This is a genomic window from Lentisphaerota bacterium (assembly GCA_016873675.1).
In the GTDB taxonomy this organism is placed as follows: Bacteria; Verrucomicrobiota; Kiritimatiellia; order RFP12; family JAAYNR01; genus VGWG01.
Map to the genome: position 1 here is coordinate 17,901 of VGWG01000005.1, position 18,430 is coordinate 36,330.

An 18,430-nucleotide genomic window follows, 5' to 3' on the forward strand; every position below is an offset into this window, starting at 1 on the left:
CGGTGATCCCTGTGCGAAAATGCGGCCTCTTTTTTGGCGGGTTAGCTCAGTTGGTAGAGCAACGGAATCATAATCCGTCTGTCGGGGGTTCAAGTCCCTCACCCGCCACCAGCCAAAAAGCCCCACAAAACCCCGGCGTTGCTGGGGGTTTTTCATTTTACGCCCCGGTTTGCGGGCAAGCCCCGGTTGAGTGGCGTTCGTTCTTGTCCGATTCGTTTCTGACGTGGTATCCTTTCCGGTCTATGACCGTGTCAGCATTCATTTCCAAGTGGCGTAAGGTGGAATTGAAGGAGCGCTCCGCCGTTTACGGCTGGTCCGCCGACCTCACCGACGATGCAATCCTCGAACGGCTTATGCGTTGAATTCGGGGAATGCAAAAGGATGCCCATGTTTGAACAAGCCTTCAAAAACATCGACGACGTCCTCTGGAAAGACGCTGGCTGCACCAGCGAACTCGATTACACCGAGCAGACCTCCTGGTTGCTCTTCCTGAAGTACCTCGACGCCCTGGAGACCGATCGCGCCACGGCGGCCGCCCTGAACGGCAAGACCTATACCCACATCCTCGACGCCCCCTTTCGCTGGGCCACGTGGGCCGCCCCCAAGGGCAAGGACGGCAGGATCGACCACAACACCGCCCTCTCCAGCGACGACCTCATCGCCTTCGTCAACGGCAAGCTCTTTCCCTACCTGCACGGCTTCAAGGCCAAGGCCACCGGCCCGAACACCATCGAATACAAGATCGGCGAAATCTTCGGCGAGATCAAGAACCGCATCCAGAGCGGCTACAACCTGCGCGAGATCATTGATCACATCGACGAACTCCGCTTCCAGTCCCAGACCGAGAAGCACGAGCTCTCGCACCTCTACGAAGCCAAGATCAAAAACATGGGCAACGCCGGGCGCAACGGCGGCGAGTATTACACCCCGCGCCCGCTCATCCGCGCCATCGTCGCCGTCACCGCGCCCCGGCTCGGTGAGACCCTCTGCGACCCCGCCGTCGGCTCGGCCGGCTTCCTCTGCGAATCCTTCGAGTACCTCCGTGTCCAGAACCCCCAGCGCACCACCGCCCAGGACCGCACCCTGCAAGAGCGCACCTTTTACGGGAAGGAAAAGAAGTCCCTCGCCTACGTCATCGCGATCATGAACATGATCCTGCACGGCATCGAGGCGCCCAACATCATCCACACCAACACGCTCGCCGAGAACCTCGCCGACGTGCAGGAAAAGGACCGCTTCGACATCATCCTCGCCAATCCGCCCTTCGGCGGCAAGGAGCGCAAGGAGGTGCAGCAGAACTTCCCCATCCGCACCGGCGAGACCGCCTTCCTCTTCCTCCAGCACTTCATCAAATTCCTCAAGGCCGGCGGCCGCGCCGGCGTCGTCATCAAGAACACCTTCCTCTCCAACACCGACAACGCCTCCGTCAGCCTGCGCCGGAAGCTGCTGGAGGAGTGCGACCTCCACACCGTGCTCGACTGCCCCGGCGGCACGTTCATCGGCGCCGGCGTCAAGACCGTGGTCCTCTTCTTCCAGAAGGGCGCCAAGACGCGCAAGGTCTGGTTCTACCAGCTCGACCCCGGCCGCAACATGGGCAAGACCAACCCGCTCAACGACGCCGACCTCGCCGAGTTCGTCGCGCTCCAGAAGACCAAGGCCGACTCGCCCAAGAGCTGGAGCGTGGACGCGGCGGCCATCGATCCGCAGACCTTTGACCTCTCCGTCAAGAACCCCAACGCTGGCGAGGCGGTCGCCCACCGCACCCCGCAGGAGATCATGGACGAAATCGCCGCGCTGGATGCCGAGAGCGCCGAGGTGCTGGCCAACATCCGAGGGCTGCTATGAGCGAACTGCCGGCCAGGGACTACGGCGACTTTCTGGTTGCAGTCAAGACCCGCATCCGGCAGGCGCAATACCAAGCGTTGCGGGCGACGAACAAGGAGCTTCTGACGCTCTACTGGGACCTGGGCGAGTCCATCCACCGCAAGCAGGATGCGCTGGGATGGGGCCGATCCGTGGTTGAGACGCTTGCCAGCGACCTCCAGGCTGAGTTCCCGGGGCGGAACGGTTTCTCAGCCCGCAACCTCTGGAACATGAGGGACTTCTACACCGAATATTCCGCCAGGCCAAAACTGCAACCGCTGGTTGCAGAAATCAGTTGGGCTAAAAACCTGGTCATCATGGCCCGTTGCAAGGATGACTTGGAGAGGGAGTTCTACCTCCGCGCCACCGCGCGCTTCGGCTGGACCAAGGCCGTGCTCCAGCACCAGATCGACAACAAGAGCTACGAGAAATACCTGCTCAACCAGACCAACTTCGACGCGACCCTGCCCGCCGAGATCAAGGCGCAGGCGGCGCTGGCGGTCAAGGACCACTACACCTTCGATTTTCTCGACCTGGCCGAGGAGCACTCCGAGCGCGAACTGGAGCGGTCCCTGGTCAACAACATCCGCCGATTCCTCGCCGAAATGGGCGGTGCCTTCACCTTTGTCGGCAACCAGCACCGCCTGGAGGTGGGCGGACAGGAATACTTCATCGACCTCCTGCTGTTCCACCGCCGCCTCCGCTGCCTGGTGGCGATCGAGCTGAAGATCGGCAGTTTCGAGCCGGAGCACAAGGGCAAGATGGAGTTCTACCTGGAGGCGCTCGACGCGCAGGAGCGCATCGACGGCGAAAACCCGCCCGTCGGCATCATCATCTGCCGCGACAAAAACAAGACCGTGGTCGAATACGCCCTGCGCACCGCGGGCCGCCCCATCGGCGTCGCCACCTACACCGTCGTCCCCCAACTGCCCGCAACCTACCGCGACCAGCTCCCCAGTCCCGAAGCCATCGCCGAACGCCTCCGCCTGTGGGCCGCCGAGAGCGCCCGACAAGCCGCCGCTGACCAGGCGGAGGGGGCGGGATGAAGAAGGGGTGGCAGACAAAGACGCTGGGGGACGTCTGCGCTTTCGACAAAGCGCAAGGCATCCACCGGGGTTTGCCTTACGTCGGGCTTGAACACATCGAGTCTCACACAGCGCGTTTTATCGGCTCAAGCGAGCCGCAGCCTGTCAAAAGCTCGACGTTTCGATTTTCCGACGAGCACGTTCTCTACGGGCGGCTTCGACCTTATCTGAACAAGGCACTCGCGCCGGATTTCGAGGGCCATTGCTCAACGGAAATCTTCCCACTGAAGCCGCGCCCTGAACTCTCGCGGGAATATCTGCTGTTTTGGCTGCTGGCTGATGAGACGTGTGACCGCATCAACGAGACTTGCACGGGCGCACGAATGCCACGCGCTCAGATGAACGACGTGCTCGGCTTTGAGATTCCCGTCCCCCCCCTCCCCGAACAGCGGCGGATCGTCGGCCTGCTCGACGAAGCGTTTGCGGGCCTCGCCACCGCCAAAGCCAACGCCGAAAAGAACCTCCAGAACGCCCGCGCCCTCTTCGAAAGCCACCTCCAATCCGTCTTCGCTGACCAATGGCATGTTGGTAAGTTGGTTACACTCTCGGAGTTGGCCACTGACATCACGGACGGCGACCATCTGCCACCGCCGAAGTCTCCAACCGGTGTACCATTCATCACCATAGGAAACATCGTGAAGGAGACCCGCGAGATTGATTTTAGCGACACCTTCATGGTGCCTCGCGCTTACTTTGACGCTCTTAAAACCTACAAGAAGCCTCGGCGGGGAGACGTTCTTTATACCGTCACCGGTTCATTCGGAATCCCCGTCATTGTCCGTGATGACGCCGAATTTTGCTTCCAGCGGCACATTGGCCTTGTTCGTCCGAAGCCCGAGATAAGCAGTTCCTGGCTCTACTATCTCCTCATGTCTCCACAGTTGCTCAAACAGGCAAATGAAGGTGCCACGGGCACGGCACAAAAGACTGTTTCATTAAAACTCCTCCGCAGTTTCATGGTGCCCAAGGTTGCGCCGAACCAACAGAGGCAAGCTGTGGGAAAACTTGACGCCCTCAATGCCGAAACCCGCCACCTCGCCGCCATCTACTCCCGCAAGCTCGCGGTGCTGGAGGCGTTGAAGAAGTCGCTGCTGCACCAAGCCTTCACCGGAGAACTCTGACCATGCCCAATGCCCCAATCACAGAACGCACTTCCAATCCTGCCGAAATCACCACGGTCGGCATCGATGTGGGCGGCGAACGCAAGGGTTTTCACGCCATCGCGATTACCAACGGAGATTATTCGAGCCACCTTGCCACAAAGGACGTGCAGGAACTTTCCTGCTGGTGTCGTGATACGGTGCGAGCACAAGTCATCGCTGTGGATGCACCGTGCGGCTGGAGCATCGACGGACATTCACGCCCCGCCGAGCGCGAGCTAATGCAAAAGAGCATCTGGTGTTTCTCAACGCCGACGCGAGAGAAGGCAGTCGGGCATCCCACCAATTACTTCGGCTGGATGCTGCGGGGCGAGGCGTTGTTTCGTGCGCTCGAAAATGACTTCCCCCTTTGTCGCAAACTGCCCGCAACAAACCGGAAGTGCTGCTTCGAGACTTTCCCGCACGCCATCACCTGGCATCTGCGGGGTGGCAATGCCGATGCTCGGCGTAAGCGTGAACAACGCCGGGCCTTGCTGACGCAGGCGAGAATCGACATCACCGGGTTGACAAACATCGACCTCGTTGATGCCGCGCTCTGCGCCCTCACGGCTAACCGCGCCGCCACGGGCGGTGCGTGCGTGAGTTTCGGTGAGCAGAACACCGGATTGATCATCGTACCCACCCAACCCAACCTATGAACACCACCGAACCCCAGCGCCTCACCGCCATCTGCACCCGAAAGCGCGCCACGCTGGGGCAGTTGAAGAAGTCGGTGCTGCACCAAGCCTTCACCGGAGAACTTTAGGAGACGCCCCATGAGCAGGGAAAAGAAACTCCAGATTCGTAACAGCACCGCCGAGTTCCTGATCTTCACCCGGCAGGCGGGCGAGGACGGCATCGAGGTGCGCGTCGAAGACGAGACCGTCTGGCTGACGCAGAAGCTGATGGCGGCGCTGTTCGAGGTGACCGTTCCGACCATCAGCGAGCATCTGGCCAACCTATATGCCCAAGGTGAAATCTCCGAACCGGCAACTCTTCGGAATTTCCGAACAGTTCAAAAGGAGGGTGCCCGCGATGTCGCCCGGAATATGGATTTCTACAACCTCGACGCCATCATCGCCGTAGGCTTCCGGGTGAACTCCGTCCGCGCCATCCAGTTCCGGCAATGGGCCACAGGCGTCTTGCGGGATTTCGCGATCCGCGGCTACGTGCTGGACAAGGAGCGGCTGAAGAACGGGGCGTTCCTGAGCAAGGAGTATTACGAAAACCTGCTGGCGGAGATTCGCGAGATCCGGGCGAGCGAGCGGAAGTTCTACCAAAAGATCACCGACATCTACGCCACGGCGATGGATTACAGCCCGGAGGCGGAGACGACCCAGACATTTTTCGCCACAGTGCAGAACAAGCTGCATTTCGCCATCCATGGCCGTACCGCCGCCGAACTGATTGTGGAACGGGCGGACAGCAAAAAGGAGCGCATGGGCCTGACGACCTGGAAGAACGCGCCGCACGGGAAGATCCTCAAGCCGGACGTCGTGGTGGCAAAGAACTACCTCACCGAAAAGGAACTGAAGTCACTGGATCGGATCGTGACGATGTATCTGGATTACGCGGAAGATCAAGCCGAGCGCGGCATCCCAATGACCATGCGGGACTGGGCGACCAAGCTGAACGCGTTCCTCCAGTTCAACGAACGGGACATTCTCGATCATCCGGGGAAGGTGAGCCAGGCGGTGGCCAAGGCCTTTGCCGAAAGCGAGTTCGAGAAGTACCGGATCGTACAGGATCGCCTGTTTGAGTCGGACTTCGACCGGCATATCAGGAAGGCTTTGGAAGGCGGCAAGGAAGAATCATGAACGAAGCCGAAACCAGAGCCGAGCACATCGACCCCGCACTTGCCGCGGCGGGTTGGGGCGTCGTTGAGGGGAGCCGCATCCGGCGCGAGTACCCGATCGCGCCGGGCCGCATCGAGGGGCTCGGCCGGCGCGGCAAGCCGCTCATCGCCGACTACATCCTGGAGTACCGCAACCGCAAGCTGGCCGTGGACGAGGCCAAGGCATGGGATGTTGAGTTGACCGAGGGGGTGGCGCAGGCCAAGAACTACGCCGGCAAGCTCGCCGTCCGTTTCGCCTACGCCACCAACGGCCGTGGCATCTACGCCGTGGACATGCAGACCGGCAGGGAAGGCGAGATCGCCCGCTATCCGACCCCCGACGAACTCTGGGCCATGACCTTCGCCGGGGAGAACGCTTGGCGGGACCGGTTCACGGCCGTGCCGTTCGAGGACAAGGGCGGCTCGCACCCGACCCGGTACTATCAGGACACCGCCATCGAGCGGGTGATGGATGCCATCGCGGCGAACCAGCCGCGCATCCTGCTCACGCTCGCCACGGGCACGGGCAAGACCTTCATCGCCTTCCAGATCGCCTGGAAGCTCTTCCACTCCCGCTGGAACCTCTCCCGCGAGCCTTCCCGCCGGCCGCGCATCCTGTTCCTCGCCGACCGGAACATCCTGGCGAACCAGGCCTACAACGCCTTCTCCGCCTTCCCCGAGGATGCGCTGGTGCGGATCGAGCCGGACGACATCCGCAGGAAGGGCAAGGCGCCGAAGAACGGCAGCCTGTTCTTCACCATCTTCCAGACCTTCATGACCTCCGGCGCCCAGGCGTCCGATGAAGTCAATACGGTCAACGCGGTCAAACCCGCCGTCGCCCCGCCGCCGATCTATCCGCTGGCGGAGGACGAGGTCGCCCCCTTGGACATGGCGGCGGAACCGCCCGCGCTCTTCGGCGAATACCCGCCGGACTTCTTCGACTTCATCGTCATTGACGAGTGCTACCGCGGCGGCGCGAACGACGAGAGCGCCTGGCGCGGCATCCTCGAATACTTCGCCCCGGCGGTGCAGATGGGGATGACCGCCACGCCCAAACGCGAGGAGAACGTGGACACCTACCGCTACTTCGGCGACCCGGTCTACATCTACTCCCTCAAGGACGGCATCAACGACGGCTTCCTGACGCCATTCAAGGTGAGGCAAATCCAGACCACGCTTGACGAGTACGTCTACACGCCCGATGATTGCGTTTTGGAAGGAAGCATCGAAGAGGGCAAGCTTTACGACGAGGAAGACTTCAATCGCATCATCGAGATCAAGGAACGGGAGAAGAAGCGGGTTGAAATCTTCATGGCGCTGATTGACCAAAAGGAAAAGACCCTCGTCTTTTGTGCGAGTCAAATTCACGCGTTGGCCGTCCGCGACCTGATCAACCAGATGAAGACCAGCGCCGACCCGAACTACTGCCAGCGGGTGACGGCGAACGACGGCGCGCTCGGCGAGCAGCACCTGCGCGACTTCCAGGACAACGAGAAGACGATCCCGACGGTCTTGACCACGTCGCAGAAGCTTTCGACCGGCGTGGACGCCCGCAACGTCCGCAACATCGTCCTGATGCGGCCCATCAGGCGGATCATCGAGTTCAAGCAGATCATCGGGCGCGGCACGCGGCTTTACGACGGCAAGGACTACTTCACGATCTACGACTTTGTGAAGGCGTGCCAGCATTTCAGCGATCCCGAGTGGGACGGCGAGCCGCTCGAACCGGAGCCCTGCCCGAAGTGCGGCTGCCAGCCGTGCGCGTGCGTAAAGCCGCCGCCGCAAGCGTGCCCCGTCTGCGGCCAGGCGCCCTGCGTCTGCCCGCCGGGTCCCTGCCCGAGATGCGGCCAGCGGCCATGCGTATGCAAAAAGCGGGAAAGGGTGAAGGTAAAACTGGCGGACGGCAAGGAGCGCACCATCCAGCACATGATGATGACCAGCTTCTGGCACCCCGACGGCACGCCCATGTCCGCGCAGCAGTTCATGGAACTGCTCTTCGGCAAGCTCCCGGACTTCTTCAAAGACGAAGCCGAACTCCGCGCCATCTGGAGCGCTCCCGACACGCGCAAGAAGCTCTTGCAAGGGCTGGCCGAGAAAGGTTTTGGCCACGACCAACTATCCGAAATGCAGAAGATCATCGACGCCGAAAAGAGCGACCTGTTCGATGTGCTGGCCCATGTGGCCTACGCCTTGCCGCCGGTCACCCGCGAAGTGCGGGCCGCGAACGCCAAAGTCCACATCAACGCCCAGTTCAATGCCAAGCAGCAACTCTTCCTTGATTTTGTGCTCCAGCACTACATCACGGTCGGCGTGGAAGAACTGGACCAGGAAAAACTCACGCCGCTGCTCCTCCTCAAATACCACAACTCCCTCGCGGATGCCGTCGCTGACCTCGGCGGCCGGCCCGAAGAAATCAACAAAACCTTCGCCGGTTTCCAGAAGTATCTTTATCAACAAACGGCTGCGGCGTGACGAATCGGGTCGCCCGCCGCGAGCCCCCCTTTCCCCTTTTCAGCTTTCCTCTTTCGGCCAGACAAGGGACGGGCCTGAATGGCGTGAATGGCGCTAAGTTAAGGGGCTATTGCCATCTTAATCGTAATCGTAATCTTGATCTTAATATTAATCTTAATCTCTTGGTGGAGAACGGATTACGATTATGATTATGATTATGATTATGATCGGAAGCATCGCTTTACTTAGCGCCATTCGGGACGGGCCTTGCATCTCTCCGGGTGCCTGCAGAACCGACGAAGGAAATGTTGCAATCGCCTCGTAGGGTAACACCCCATCGCCAAAAAAAAGCACGCCGTGCATCATGACGCCCATGACCATAGACATCGACAAGCGATCCACGGTGCTCATGCTGTTGACACTGCTCCTTCCCGCACTGACACGTGGCGCGGGCTCGGACATCTCGGCAGGCACCTTCGGCGTGTACATGGAGAACGACATGTATGCCGGCACGGACCACTACTACACCAGTGGTTCCAAGCTCACGTGGAGTTCTCCCAATCTCGAAACGCTCAGCGACTCCCCGTATGCCAGCCCGTTCCTGCCGATGTTTGATCGGTTGCCCTACATCAACGCAAGCGACTATCAAAAGAACCTCGTTTTCGCACTTGGGCAGAACATCTACACGCCCGACGACACCGAGTCGTCTGGGCTGCTCGGCGATGATCGCCCCTACGCGGGCTGGCTTTACATGGGGCTCGGCATCGTGTGGAAAGATGCGCGGGTGAGAAACTCGCTCGTGCTGAGTATCGGCGTCGTCGGCCCATGGGCCTACGCGCATGAAACCCAGCGCCTGATCCATGATGCGCTTGATCAAGATCATCCGAATGGATGGGAGAATCAACTACACAATGAACTCGGTGTGAACCTCGCGTACGAACGGATTTGGCGTCTTCCCAAGCTCACGAAACGCAGCGGGCTTGACTGGGAGCTCCTGCCCCATGGAGGCGCGGTGGTAGGAAACGTCTATACCTATGTCAACCTCGGCGCCGAACTGCGCGCTGGCTTGAATCTGCCCGATGATTTCGGAACCGGAGTGATCGGTCCGGTGGCCACCACCTCGACGCCCGTCGATGGCATGATGGGCGCAGATCGTTCCCGCTTTGATCTGGGGATGTATGTCTTCGCCCGAGCCGATGGCCGCGCGGTGGGACGCAACATTTTGCTGGATGGAAACACCTTTGGGAGTGGCCCATCCGTGGGGCATAATCCCTTCGTCGCTGATCTCAGCCTCGGCGTGGCCCTGAACATTAAGAATACCAAGATCGCCTACGCCTCTGTCTATCGGACCCGTGAGTTCGACAGCCAGCAGGACGCCCAAATCTTCAACATGGTCTCACTCAACTGGACCTTCTAAATCACCGTCCATGAATCGTTGAGGCGCTTGAACGACGCGTATGTTTTCGAACGGCACGCTTGTGCTCCATGGGGGTGCAACCCCACCAAACCGCGAGGCGTCTGGGCCTCAGCAGACGCTGACTGCGACGGCGTGCTCGCGGCGGTCGTCAACCAGCGGGACGATGCCATCAGCTTGTTCCAGGCCGTCGAGCACCACCCGGAACGGCCGCGCGAGGGCCGCTGCGGACCGCGTAACATGAATATGGTAAAACGTGTCGCGGTAGCGGTAGTGCAGCTTCAGCGCTGTCCAGGCGCGCGGCAGTTGCGGATTGAGCCGCAATTGCTCGGCTTCAAGCCGCACGCCAAGCAGGGTCTCGACGAGCAGCCGGTACATCCAACCGGCCGCGCCCGTGTACCAGGTCCAACCGCCGCGCCCGACATGGGGCACGGCGCCGTAAACATCGGCGGCCATGACATAGGGTTCGACCTTGTAACACTCCACCCCGGCCGCGTTGGCCGTATGCCGGATCGGGTTGAGCCGCGAGAACAATTCCCAGGCGCGCTCGGTTTCGCCAAGCTGCGCGAACGCCATGACGGCCCAGATGGCGCCGTGGGTGTACTGGCCGCCGTTTTCGCGCACACCGGGCGGGTAGCTCTTGATGTAACCGGGCTCCATCGCCGATGTCTCGAAGGGCGGATCGAGGAGCCGGATCAGCCGGTCGTCGTGCCGGACCAGACGCTGATAGACGTGCTCCATAGCCTGACGCGCCCGCGCCGGCTCCGCCGCGCCGGACAGCACCGCCCAGCTCTGGGCGAGGGAGTCAATCTGGCACTCCTCGTTGGCAGCCGAACCGAGCGGGGTGCCGTCATCGAAGGTCGCACGCCGATACCATTCGCCATCCCACCCGTGTGCTTCGATGTTCCGCTGCAAGCGCGCCGCTTGCTCGCGGCAACGGTCGGCCAACACCGTATCGTGGCGGCGGCGGGCGAGTTCCTCGAACCGCTGCAACACGTGGTAAAGAAAGAACGCCAGCCACACGCTTTCACCCCGACCGTGCGCTCCGACCAGATTCATGCCGTCGTTCCAGTCGCCGCTGCCGATCAATGGCAGTCCATGTTCACCAAAACGCAGGCCATATTCGATCGCCAGCACGCAATGCTCGTAGAGCGTTCCGGATTTTCCAGAAAGGCGCGGCAGATCATAGTACGATTCCTCATCGGCGTTTACCGGGCGGCCGTCGAGATACGGCGCACGCTCGTCGAGAACGCCGGTGTCGCCAGTCATCGTCACGTAGCGACAGGTGGCGTAGGGCAACCAGAGGTAATCGTCGGAGCAGTGCGTGCGCACGCCGCGTCCGCTGGGCGGATGCCACCAGTGTTGCACGTCGCCTTCGCTGAACTGGCGACTGGCGCACCGCAACAGATGCTCGCGGGCGATCCATGGCGCGGCGTGCAGCAGCGCCATCGTGTCTTGGAGCTGATCGCGAAACCCGTACGCCCCGCCGGACTGGTAATAGCCGCTCCGCCCCCAATAGCGCGCGGCCAAAACCTGATACTCCAGCCACCCATTGACCAGCAGGTTCAGGGCCGGGTCGGGCGTCTCGGCGTACACGACGCCCAAGGTGCGCTTCCAGAACTCCCAGACGCTCTCCAGAGCGAGCCGCGCGCCAGCCGGATCGCCGAAGCGCCGGATGAGCTGGTGCGCCTCTTCGACATCATTCCCGGCCCCGAGCGTAAAGACCAGTTCGTGTTCCTCGCCATCGGCCAACGCGATACCCGCTTGCATCGCCGCGCAGGGATCGAGCCCCGCGCCCGTGCGACCCGAAAGACGCGCCCGGCGCATCGCCGCCGGACTGGCCATCATGCCGTTGCGCCCCAGAAATTCCGCGCGGCTTCCGGTGACGGTCCGCGCGGCGTCGCTGACGTTGACGAAAACGGTTTTGTCGGCAAACTCGCGATTGTACACGGTGCGCGCGAAGAGCGCGCCCGTGGCCGGGTCCAGGGAGGTGACCACGTGCATCAGGTTCGTGTGGCGCCACTGACCCAAGACCAGCTCCCAGTAGCCGGTGACCGACAACCGCCGGGTTCGGCCCGAGCGATTGCGGAGCTTGATCGTCACCACTTTCACGGGTGCATCTTGCGCCACATAGGTCCAGAGTTCCGACTCGATGCCCAACTGCGCGTACTCGAACACGCTGTACCCAAACCCGTGACGGCAGACATAGGTTCCGCTTCCCCGCGCGGGCAAAGGCGTGGGCGACCAGAACTGGCCGGTTTCTTCGTCCCGAATGTAGAAAGCCTCGCCGCTCAGATCTCCCACCGGATCGTTGTGCCAGGGTGTCAGCCGGAATTCATGGGCGTTGTCCACCCAGGTATAGGCCCCGCCACTTTCGCTGACCACCGAACCGATGCGGGCGTTGGCGAGCACATTGGACCAGGGCGCGGGGGTGGCCCGACCCGGCGCGAGCGAGATCACGTATTCCCTGCCGTCGGGTGTAAACCCCCCCAGCCCGTTGAAGAAGATACGTTCACGCGGCGGCAGCGCAGACGCGGCGGCCGTCAAGGGGGAGCGGCTCGGCGTGAAGCGAGGCATTACCCGCTCCAGCGGGGCCTGCCGCTCGACTTGCCCGGTGAGCGTCTCCGCGCTGTCGGTGATGATCACCCGCGCAACCGTTTGCAGCAGAATCCGCTGCTCCTCCGACAACTGTTCGCTGCGCCGCGGGAAGATGCCGCCTGGCTTATCCACCCGGTGCGCCTCCGTACCTGCGGCAATCAAGCTCAAAACCTGTTCCTGAAGCACCTGACGATATCCGGAAAAGTCCTCGTTCAAGATAATCAGATCGGTCTTCAAGCCTTTCTCGCGCCAATAGGCGTGGGCCTTGAGCACCTCCCGCACCCGCTCGATCCGATGCACGTCGGCGATGCGCAGCAGCACGATCGGCAGATCGCCTGAAATGCCAAAGGCCCACAAGCCGGGCTGCCCGAGCCGATTGCGAACCAGGAGGCCGGCGTCGGCGCGGAGGCGCGGGTTCGCAAACAGCACCGCGCCCGCGAGCTCGACATAGACCTGCGCCTCGGCTTCGGTCGCCTGCAACTGGCGCAACACGAGTTGGCTGTGGGACCAGGCCATTTCGAACGCGCGCGCGGCGAAACTGGAATCGCGGTACTTATCGATCAGTACCAGCGCGGCCGCGCGCGTGTCGGCCATGCCGGAAATGATGTGCCACGTGGCAACGGTGTCGGCGGCGATGACCATGCCGCATCGGATGGCGACGATCGGATCGAGCGTCGCGCCCTCCGTGCCCGACAGCGGCCCGGGGGCGTCAAACGCCGCTGGCGCGTCCACCGTGCGATTCCGTCCGATAAACCGCGCCCGGTCCGTCTCGTAGGAGGCGTCGCCGGCCAGCGCGCCCTGGGTGGTCATCAGGTGGAACATCCACGGCGGCTCCTCGCCCGGCGCACGCGGTCGGCGCATACAGAGAATGGCCTGCGTGTCGCGGAGAATCTCCGTGCGCACGAACAAATTGCTGAAGGCCGGGTGCGCGAGATCCGCGTCCGGGGGCGCAAGCACGATCTCTGCGTAACTCGTCAGTTCGATGGTGCGAAGGCGGGATGAAAAATTCGTGAGTGTCACACGGCGGACTTCAACGTCATCCTCGGGTGACACGGCGATTTCCGTGTGCGCTTCAATCTCTTCGTCGCGCCGGCGATACTCGGCGCGCCCCTGCAGAAAAATCGCCTCGCCGTATTTCGCTGCGCGCCGCGTCGGTTGGTAAGCCGTTGACCACAGCACGCCCGTGACGGTGTCGCGCACATAGCAGAACAGGCCCCATCCGTCGCGAGTGGCGTCCTCGCGCCAGCGCGTGACCGCCAGATTTTTCCAGCGGCTGTACCCGCCGCCCGTGTGGGTGACCATCACGTGATAGCGTCCATTGGACAGCAGATGCACATGCGGCAGCGGCGTGTCCGGCGAGGGGAAGACGCGCATGAGGGCGGCGGCCGCCTCCGGCGGCTGGCGCGCGGCGCTCACCTCGGCCGCGTGGGGATGCAAGGGGGAGGCGATCTTAGGGATACGCTCGTGCAACAGCAATTCCGCCGCCTTGAAAGCCGGGTCGGAAAGAAACCGGCGCTGCATCGGCCGGTCCAGCAGCAGGTGCGTCAGCGCCAGCAGGCTCATCCCCTGGTGATGCGCCATGTAACTGCGCAACAGGACCCCCTCCTTGCCCTGCGGCATGCGCGCGGGCGAGAAATCAATCGCTTCATACAATCCGTGAGCGCCGCCGTATCCTTTCTCCACCAGCGTCTGAAGATTTCGGCAGGCCTCGCGGGGCATGACCATCAACGCCAGTGCCGAGGCGTACGGCGCGACAACCAGATTCTCCGCCAGGCCGCGCTTGAACCCCAGTCCCGGCACGCCGAAAGCCCCATACTGGTAGACCCCCTGCGCGTCGGTGGCGTTGTAGCACGATTCGGAAATCCCCCACGGCACACCGCGCTGGCGTCCGTATTCAATCTGCCGGGCCACGACCGCCCGGTAGGATTGATCGAGCAACGTGTGCTCGTACGTCGGCATCACGAGCAGGGGCATCAGGTACTCGAACATCGAACCGCTCCACGACAACAAAGCCATCGCGCCGACGTGGGTGGTCACCTGTCGGCCCAGGGCAAACCAATGCTCCTGCGGCAGCCGATCCTGGGCGATGAGCATGAAACTGGCCAAACGCGCCTCCGAGGCGAGCAGGTCGTAATACGCCGGATCGCGGCGCCGCTCGCTGACGTTGTAGCCAATCACCAGCAAAGCGCGGGCGGGATCGTAGAGAAAAGCGAAGTCCATCTCCGCCTGCGCGGCACAACTCCGGGCGAGCCGATCAATCCGACGGAGGCGCTCGGCGGCGCGTGGTCCACCGGCGGCCTCGCCGGCCAAATCCTGCAGCGTCGGAATGCCTTCGAACGGGCGGGTATCGGGCACGAGCAACAGCAAATCGTCGCGCACAGCCCGGCACTGCCGCGCGAATGCGTGCCGCCACGCCTGCCGGTTCGCATCACCGTCGGCGGGCAGCGTCTCGATCTCACGGCCGAGTTCCTGAAGCAGCGTCATCGTGGCGGACAGGGTCGCCGGCGGGGTCGCATTCAGTTTCGTCCGCAGGGACGCGAGGGGCGGGGCACCCGCCCTGTCCAGCGTGTCCCGCAGTCCAGAGAGCAGCCGGGGCGAGACGACGGGCTGCGTTTTCAACTCCAGCAGACCGCTGCGCAAGACGGCCAACGCCCCGGCGAGGTTACCGCTGTCCACGCTCGACACATAAAGCGGCCGAAGCGGCACCAGCGTGCGCGTGTCGTACCAGTTGTAGAAATGGCCATGGTAGCGTTCGAGACGCTCCATAGCGCCAAGGGTCTGTTCCGTGCGTTCGAGCAATTCACCGGTGGAGAGGTAACCAAAATCCCACGCCGACAGATTGGCCAGCAAGGCCATGCCGATATTGGTCGGCGAGGTTCGTGAGGCGACGAGGCGCGTCGGGGTTTCCTGAAGATTGTCAGGCGGCAGCCAGTTTTCCTGAGCGTTGACGAGCGTTTCGAAGTAGCTCCAGGTTTGGCGGGCCAGCCCGTGCAGGAACACGTGTTGAGCCTCGGAGAGGACCGGTTGGGGGGTCGTCAGCGGCCGGCTGATCCACCAGCCGACGGCGGGCGCGATGAGCCACAGCAGCAGCAGCGGCCCGCTGAAGAGCAACTCGGCGGGATGCGCCAGCGCCAGCCACACGCCGGCGATCGCTCCGAACAGCGGCGCGACCCACATCTCCGAGAAGAAGTCAGCCGGCGTCTTGCAGCCGTTGCGCCGCGCATAGCGCGGCGTGTGCCAGAGCAACAGGCCTCGCCGCGTGAACGCCATGCGACCGGCGGAAACAAGGATCGCGTCCAGATGGACCACGGCCCGATACGGCAGGCTGCAAAGCGCAAGCGCGGCCTCAGCCCCCTGTCGGCCAATCGCTCCGAAGATGGCGTTACGATGGACGGCCCACGTCCGTTCGCGGGGTTTTTGAAGCGCTTCAACCAACACGGTGACGCCCACGGGCAGCAGCAGCAGAGCGAACGCAAACAGCGTCCAATACCCCGTCAGCGCGGGGACGCCCATCACCCAACCGCCGAGCAGCAGGAGAAACAGGGCCGGGGGCACCAGACTTCGGCGCAGGTTGTCGAAGATCTTCCACCACGCGAGCGCGGTCAGCGTATTGGGCACCCGCTTGCTGGACGACCCAAGCACCCGCGGCAGGAGCCATCCGGCGATCTGCCAGTCGCCACGAATCCAGCGATGACGCCGGCTCATCTCGGCGGTGAAACTCGCGGGATGGTCCTCATGCAACTCCACGTCCGTCACCAATGCCGACCGGGCATAACCGCTTTCCACCAAGTCGTGACTCAGAATCAGGTTTTCCGGAAACCGCCCGGCTGTGGCCTGCCGGAAGGCGTTTACGTCATAAAGACCTTTGCCCACATACGACCCCTCCGCAAACAGGTCCTGGTACACGTCCGACACTTCGCGCGTGTAGGGATCAATGCCCGCTTCGCCGACGCTGAGCTGGGCAAAGCGCGAACGATGGGCCGCGAGCAGACTGATGGGCGTGCGCGGCTGTAGGATGGCATACCCCTCGACCACGCGCCCGGTGGATGGATCGAAGCGCGGTCGGTTCAGCGGATGCACCAGCGTGCCGACGAGTTTGCGGGCGGCATCGCGCGGCAAGGCGGTGTCTGTGTCCAACGTCAACACGTAGCGAATCGTGGGCAGCACCGCCAGATCGGCGATGATCTCGGAGAACGGCGTGCGCGGCCCGCCGCAGAGCAGCGCGTTGAACTGTTCCAGCTTGCCCCGTTTGCGTTCGTAACCCATCCAGAGGCGCTCGTGCGGGTTCCAGACCCGCGGCCGGTGAAAGAGGTAGAAGCCGGGCGCGTCCACGAAACCATACCGCTCGTTCAACGCGCGGATCCCGTCACGCACCAGACGCACCAGTTCTGCGTCGTCGTCTTGCGTCGCGGCGGGCGCATCACGAAAGTCGGTCAGCAGTGCGAAGAACAGATGCGGATCGCGATTTCCCAGAAATCGGACCTCCAGTCCTTCCAGTAAATCGGCGACGGCCCGTGCATCGGTCAGGAGCGTGGGGATCGCCACCAGGGTGCGATCCGTGTCTGGTATCCCTTTCGATAAGTCCATCCGCGGCAGGGCGCGTGGCCCGACCAAGAGACTCGTCGCCAGGTTCACCAGCGCGACGGCCATCTGGGACGCCACGAGGATGCCCAGCGCCGCTAGCAGCCAGACCCGCCAGTCGCCCCAGCCCAACAGCCGGAGCGGCTCCAGCAGCGGGCTGGTGGCGACCGCCGTGACCCCAGCCAGCGCTCCGACATAGAGACCGACCGGAAAGCGGCGCGCCATCCGCGAAAATGACCGGCGCAGCGACCAGCGGACGCGGACGAGGCGCTCCAGCCGATCACACCCCTGGTCGATGAGATAGTAGCCCACATGGGCGGTGCGCGACAGCGGGCCGTCACGGCGCAGAGCTTCCGCGGCAAGATCGACGACCGTGCGGGCCACCGTCTCCTCGGCGGTTTGGGACCGCCGCGCCAGATCTTCGACGACATGGCGATACCGGTCGCGCGTCAAGAAGTCCATGTCGGCATACACGCCGAGAGGATCGGCGCGCAGCGCCTGTTCGGTCGCGCTCGACGTTTCCACGAAGGTCCGCCAGTTGATCGCGCCCAACGCGCGCAGACTGCCGATGCAGTTGCCGATGGAAACCTGATCAGCCGCCTGGCTCTGGGTGTCGGCCCGCTGCAGGCGCTCGCGGGTCACGCCCTGCTCGGCGAGCCGGTGTTGCACCCAGCTCTCGACGGTAGCCATGGCCGGCCCTTGCCCCTGCAATCGTTCGCAGAATTCCTCGACAAACGGGCTGCTGAACGACGGCTCGGACTCTGCCATCTCCGCCAGCACCCGCAGGACCGTCGCTGAATTCTCCTCCGTCGCCGTCAGCAGGCGAGCGGCCCACCGTTTGGCCAGAACCAAATCGCTACGACGTCCGGCGATATGCGCCGAGACGCGTCGCAAGTTCTCGATCAGCCCCAAACGCAGCATGATCGGCACGGCCCACAGCTCGCCCAGGATCAGCGTTTTGACGGACTGGTAGGCCGCAACGAAGTGGCTGACGTTTTCGGCGTCCACGCGTCCGTCAGCGTGAGCGATCAGCTCCAGGGCGATGTCATACACGCGGGGAAATCCGGCCGCCGCGCCATGCGCCAGTCGGGGCAGCTCCCGACTGTAGGTCCGAGGGAAGTGCAGACGCGCGAGACGGATTTGCTCCTCAACCAGGTAAAAATTATCCAGGAGCCACTCGCCTGCCGGGCTGCCACGCCGCCCTTCGGCCTCCGCGCCGGTCATCATATCATAGGCCTGAATCAGCATCCGTTCGTTGTCCGCCAAACGCGGCAGCAGCCGGTTCGGACCCGACTGCGGGTCTAGCTGATGTCGCCCCGCCAGGGCAACGGCATGCCGACGCAACTGCTCGACGCTGAACAATTCGGCGCGCAGAGGCCCTTCCGTCGCGCGAGCGCGCGGCGAAGACCGCCTTTCTTGCCACCGTGTGCGACCTAACCGTGTCGTTTGCATATCTTTCCTTCAT

The 18,430-nt window shown here is 62.9% G+C and carries 8 protein-coding genes and 1 tRNA gene; 8 read left to right on the top strand and 1 reads right to left on the bottom strand.

All coding sequences use genetic code 11. From position 1 onward, the window contains the following. Positions 1-35: 35 nt before the first annotated feature. The 8 genes from FJ222_01420 to FJ222_01455 all read left to right on the top strand — a co-directional run bounded on the left by FJ222_01420 (position 36) and on the right by FJ222_01455 (position 9,789). Positions 36-111, top strand: a tRNA-Met gene (locus FJ222_01420). Between the two features lie 276 nt (positions 112-387). After that, positions 388-1,845, top strand: coding sequence for an SAM-dependent DNA methyltransferase (locus FJ222_01425; protein MBM4163095.1), 1,458 nt, complete (start codon positions 388-390; stop codon positions 1,843-1,845). Continuing rightward, complete coding sequence (locus tag FJ222_01430) at positions 1,842-2,909, top strand: DUF1016 domain-containing protein (protein MBM4163096.1); 1,068 nt, start codon at positions 1,842-1,844, stop codon at positions 2,907-2,909. The genes FJ222_01425 and FJ222_01430 overlap by 4 nt, the downstream gene beginning before the upstream one ends. Next, positions 2,906-4,069 (top strand): restriction endonuclease subunit S, encoded by a 1,164-nt coding sequence (locus FJ222_01435; GenBank protein ID MBM4163097.1) that lies wholly within the window; start codon positions 2,906-2,908, stop codon positions 4,067-4,069. Before FJ222_01430 ends, FJ222_01435 begins: the two co-directional genes overlap by 4 nt. Positions 4,070-4,071: 2 nt before the next feature. Further along, positions 4,072-4,746, top strand: a complete 675-nt coding sequence (locus tag FJ222_01440; protein MBM4163098.1) for a DUF429 domain-containing protein — start codon at positions 4,072-4,074, stop codon at positions 4,744-4,746. Between the two features lie 117 nt (positions 4,747-4,863). Then, a complete protein-coding gene (locus FJ222_01445) occupies positions 4,864-5,904 on the top strand; it encodes a virulence RhuM family protein (protein ID MBM4163099.1) in 1,041 nt (346 codons plus the stop codon). Continuing rightward, on the top strand, positions 5,901-8,393 hold the full coding sequence (locus FJ222_01450) for a restriction endonuclease subunit R (GenBank protein MBM4163100.1): 2,493 nt from the start codon (positions 5,901-5,903) through the stop codon (positions 8,391-8,393). The genes FJ222_01445 and FJ222_01450 overlap by 4 nt, the downstream gene beginning before the upstream one ends. A gap of 343 nt (positions 8,394-8,736) precedes the next feature. Further along, positions 8,737-9,789 (top strand): lipid A deacylase LpxR family protein, encoded by a 1,053-nt coding sequence (locus FJ222_01455; GenBank protein ID MBM4163101.1) that lies wholly within the window; start codon positions 8,737-8,739, stop codon positions 9,787-9,789. 108 nt (positions 9,790-9,897) lie between these two features. On the opposite strand, the gene FJ222_01460 is transcribed toward FJ222_01455, so the two are convergent. Next, a complete protein-coding gene (locus FJ222_01460; GenBank protein ID MBM4163102.1) occupies positions 9,898-18,417 on the bottom strand; it encodes a cyclic beta 1-2 glucan synthetase in 8,520 nt (2,839 codons plus the stop codon). Positions 18,418-18,430 lie beyond the last annotated feature (13 nt).

Bases quoted from the DNA above. Each gene is read 5' to 3' on its own strand.
- FJ222_01460 (MBM4163102.1), bottom strand. From the start codon at position 18,417: ATGCAAACGACACGGTTAGGTCGCACACGGTGGCAAGAAAGGCGGTCT.
- FJ222_01425 (MBM4163095.1), top strand. From the start codon at position 388: ATGTTTGAACAAGCCTTCAAAAACATCGACGACGTCCTCTGGAAAGAC.
- FJ222_01440 (MBM4163098.1), top strand. From the start codon at position 4,072: ATGCCCAATGCCCCAATCACAGAACGCACTTCCAATCCTGCCGAAATC.
- FJ222_01430 (MBM4163096.1), top strand. From the start codon at position 1,842: ATGAGCGAACTGCCGGCCAGGGACTACGGCGACTTTCTGGTTGCAGTC.
- FJ222_01435 (MBM4163097.1), top strand. From the start codon at position 2,906: ATGAAGAAGGGGTGGCAGACAAAGACGCTGGGGGACGTCTGCGCTTTC.
- FJ222_01450 (MBM4163100.1), top strand. From the start codon at position 5,901: ATGAACGAAGCCGAAACCAGAGCCGAGCACATCGACCCCGCACTTGCC.
- FJ222_01445 (MBM4163099.1), top strand. From the start codon at position 4,864: ATGAGCAGGGAAAAGAAACTCCAGATTCGTAACAGCACCGCCGAGTTC.
- FJ222_01455 (MBM4163101.1), top strand. From the start codon at position 8,737: ATGACGCCCATGACCATAGACATCGACAAGCGATCCACGGTGCTCATG.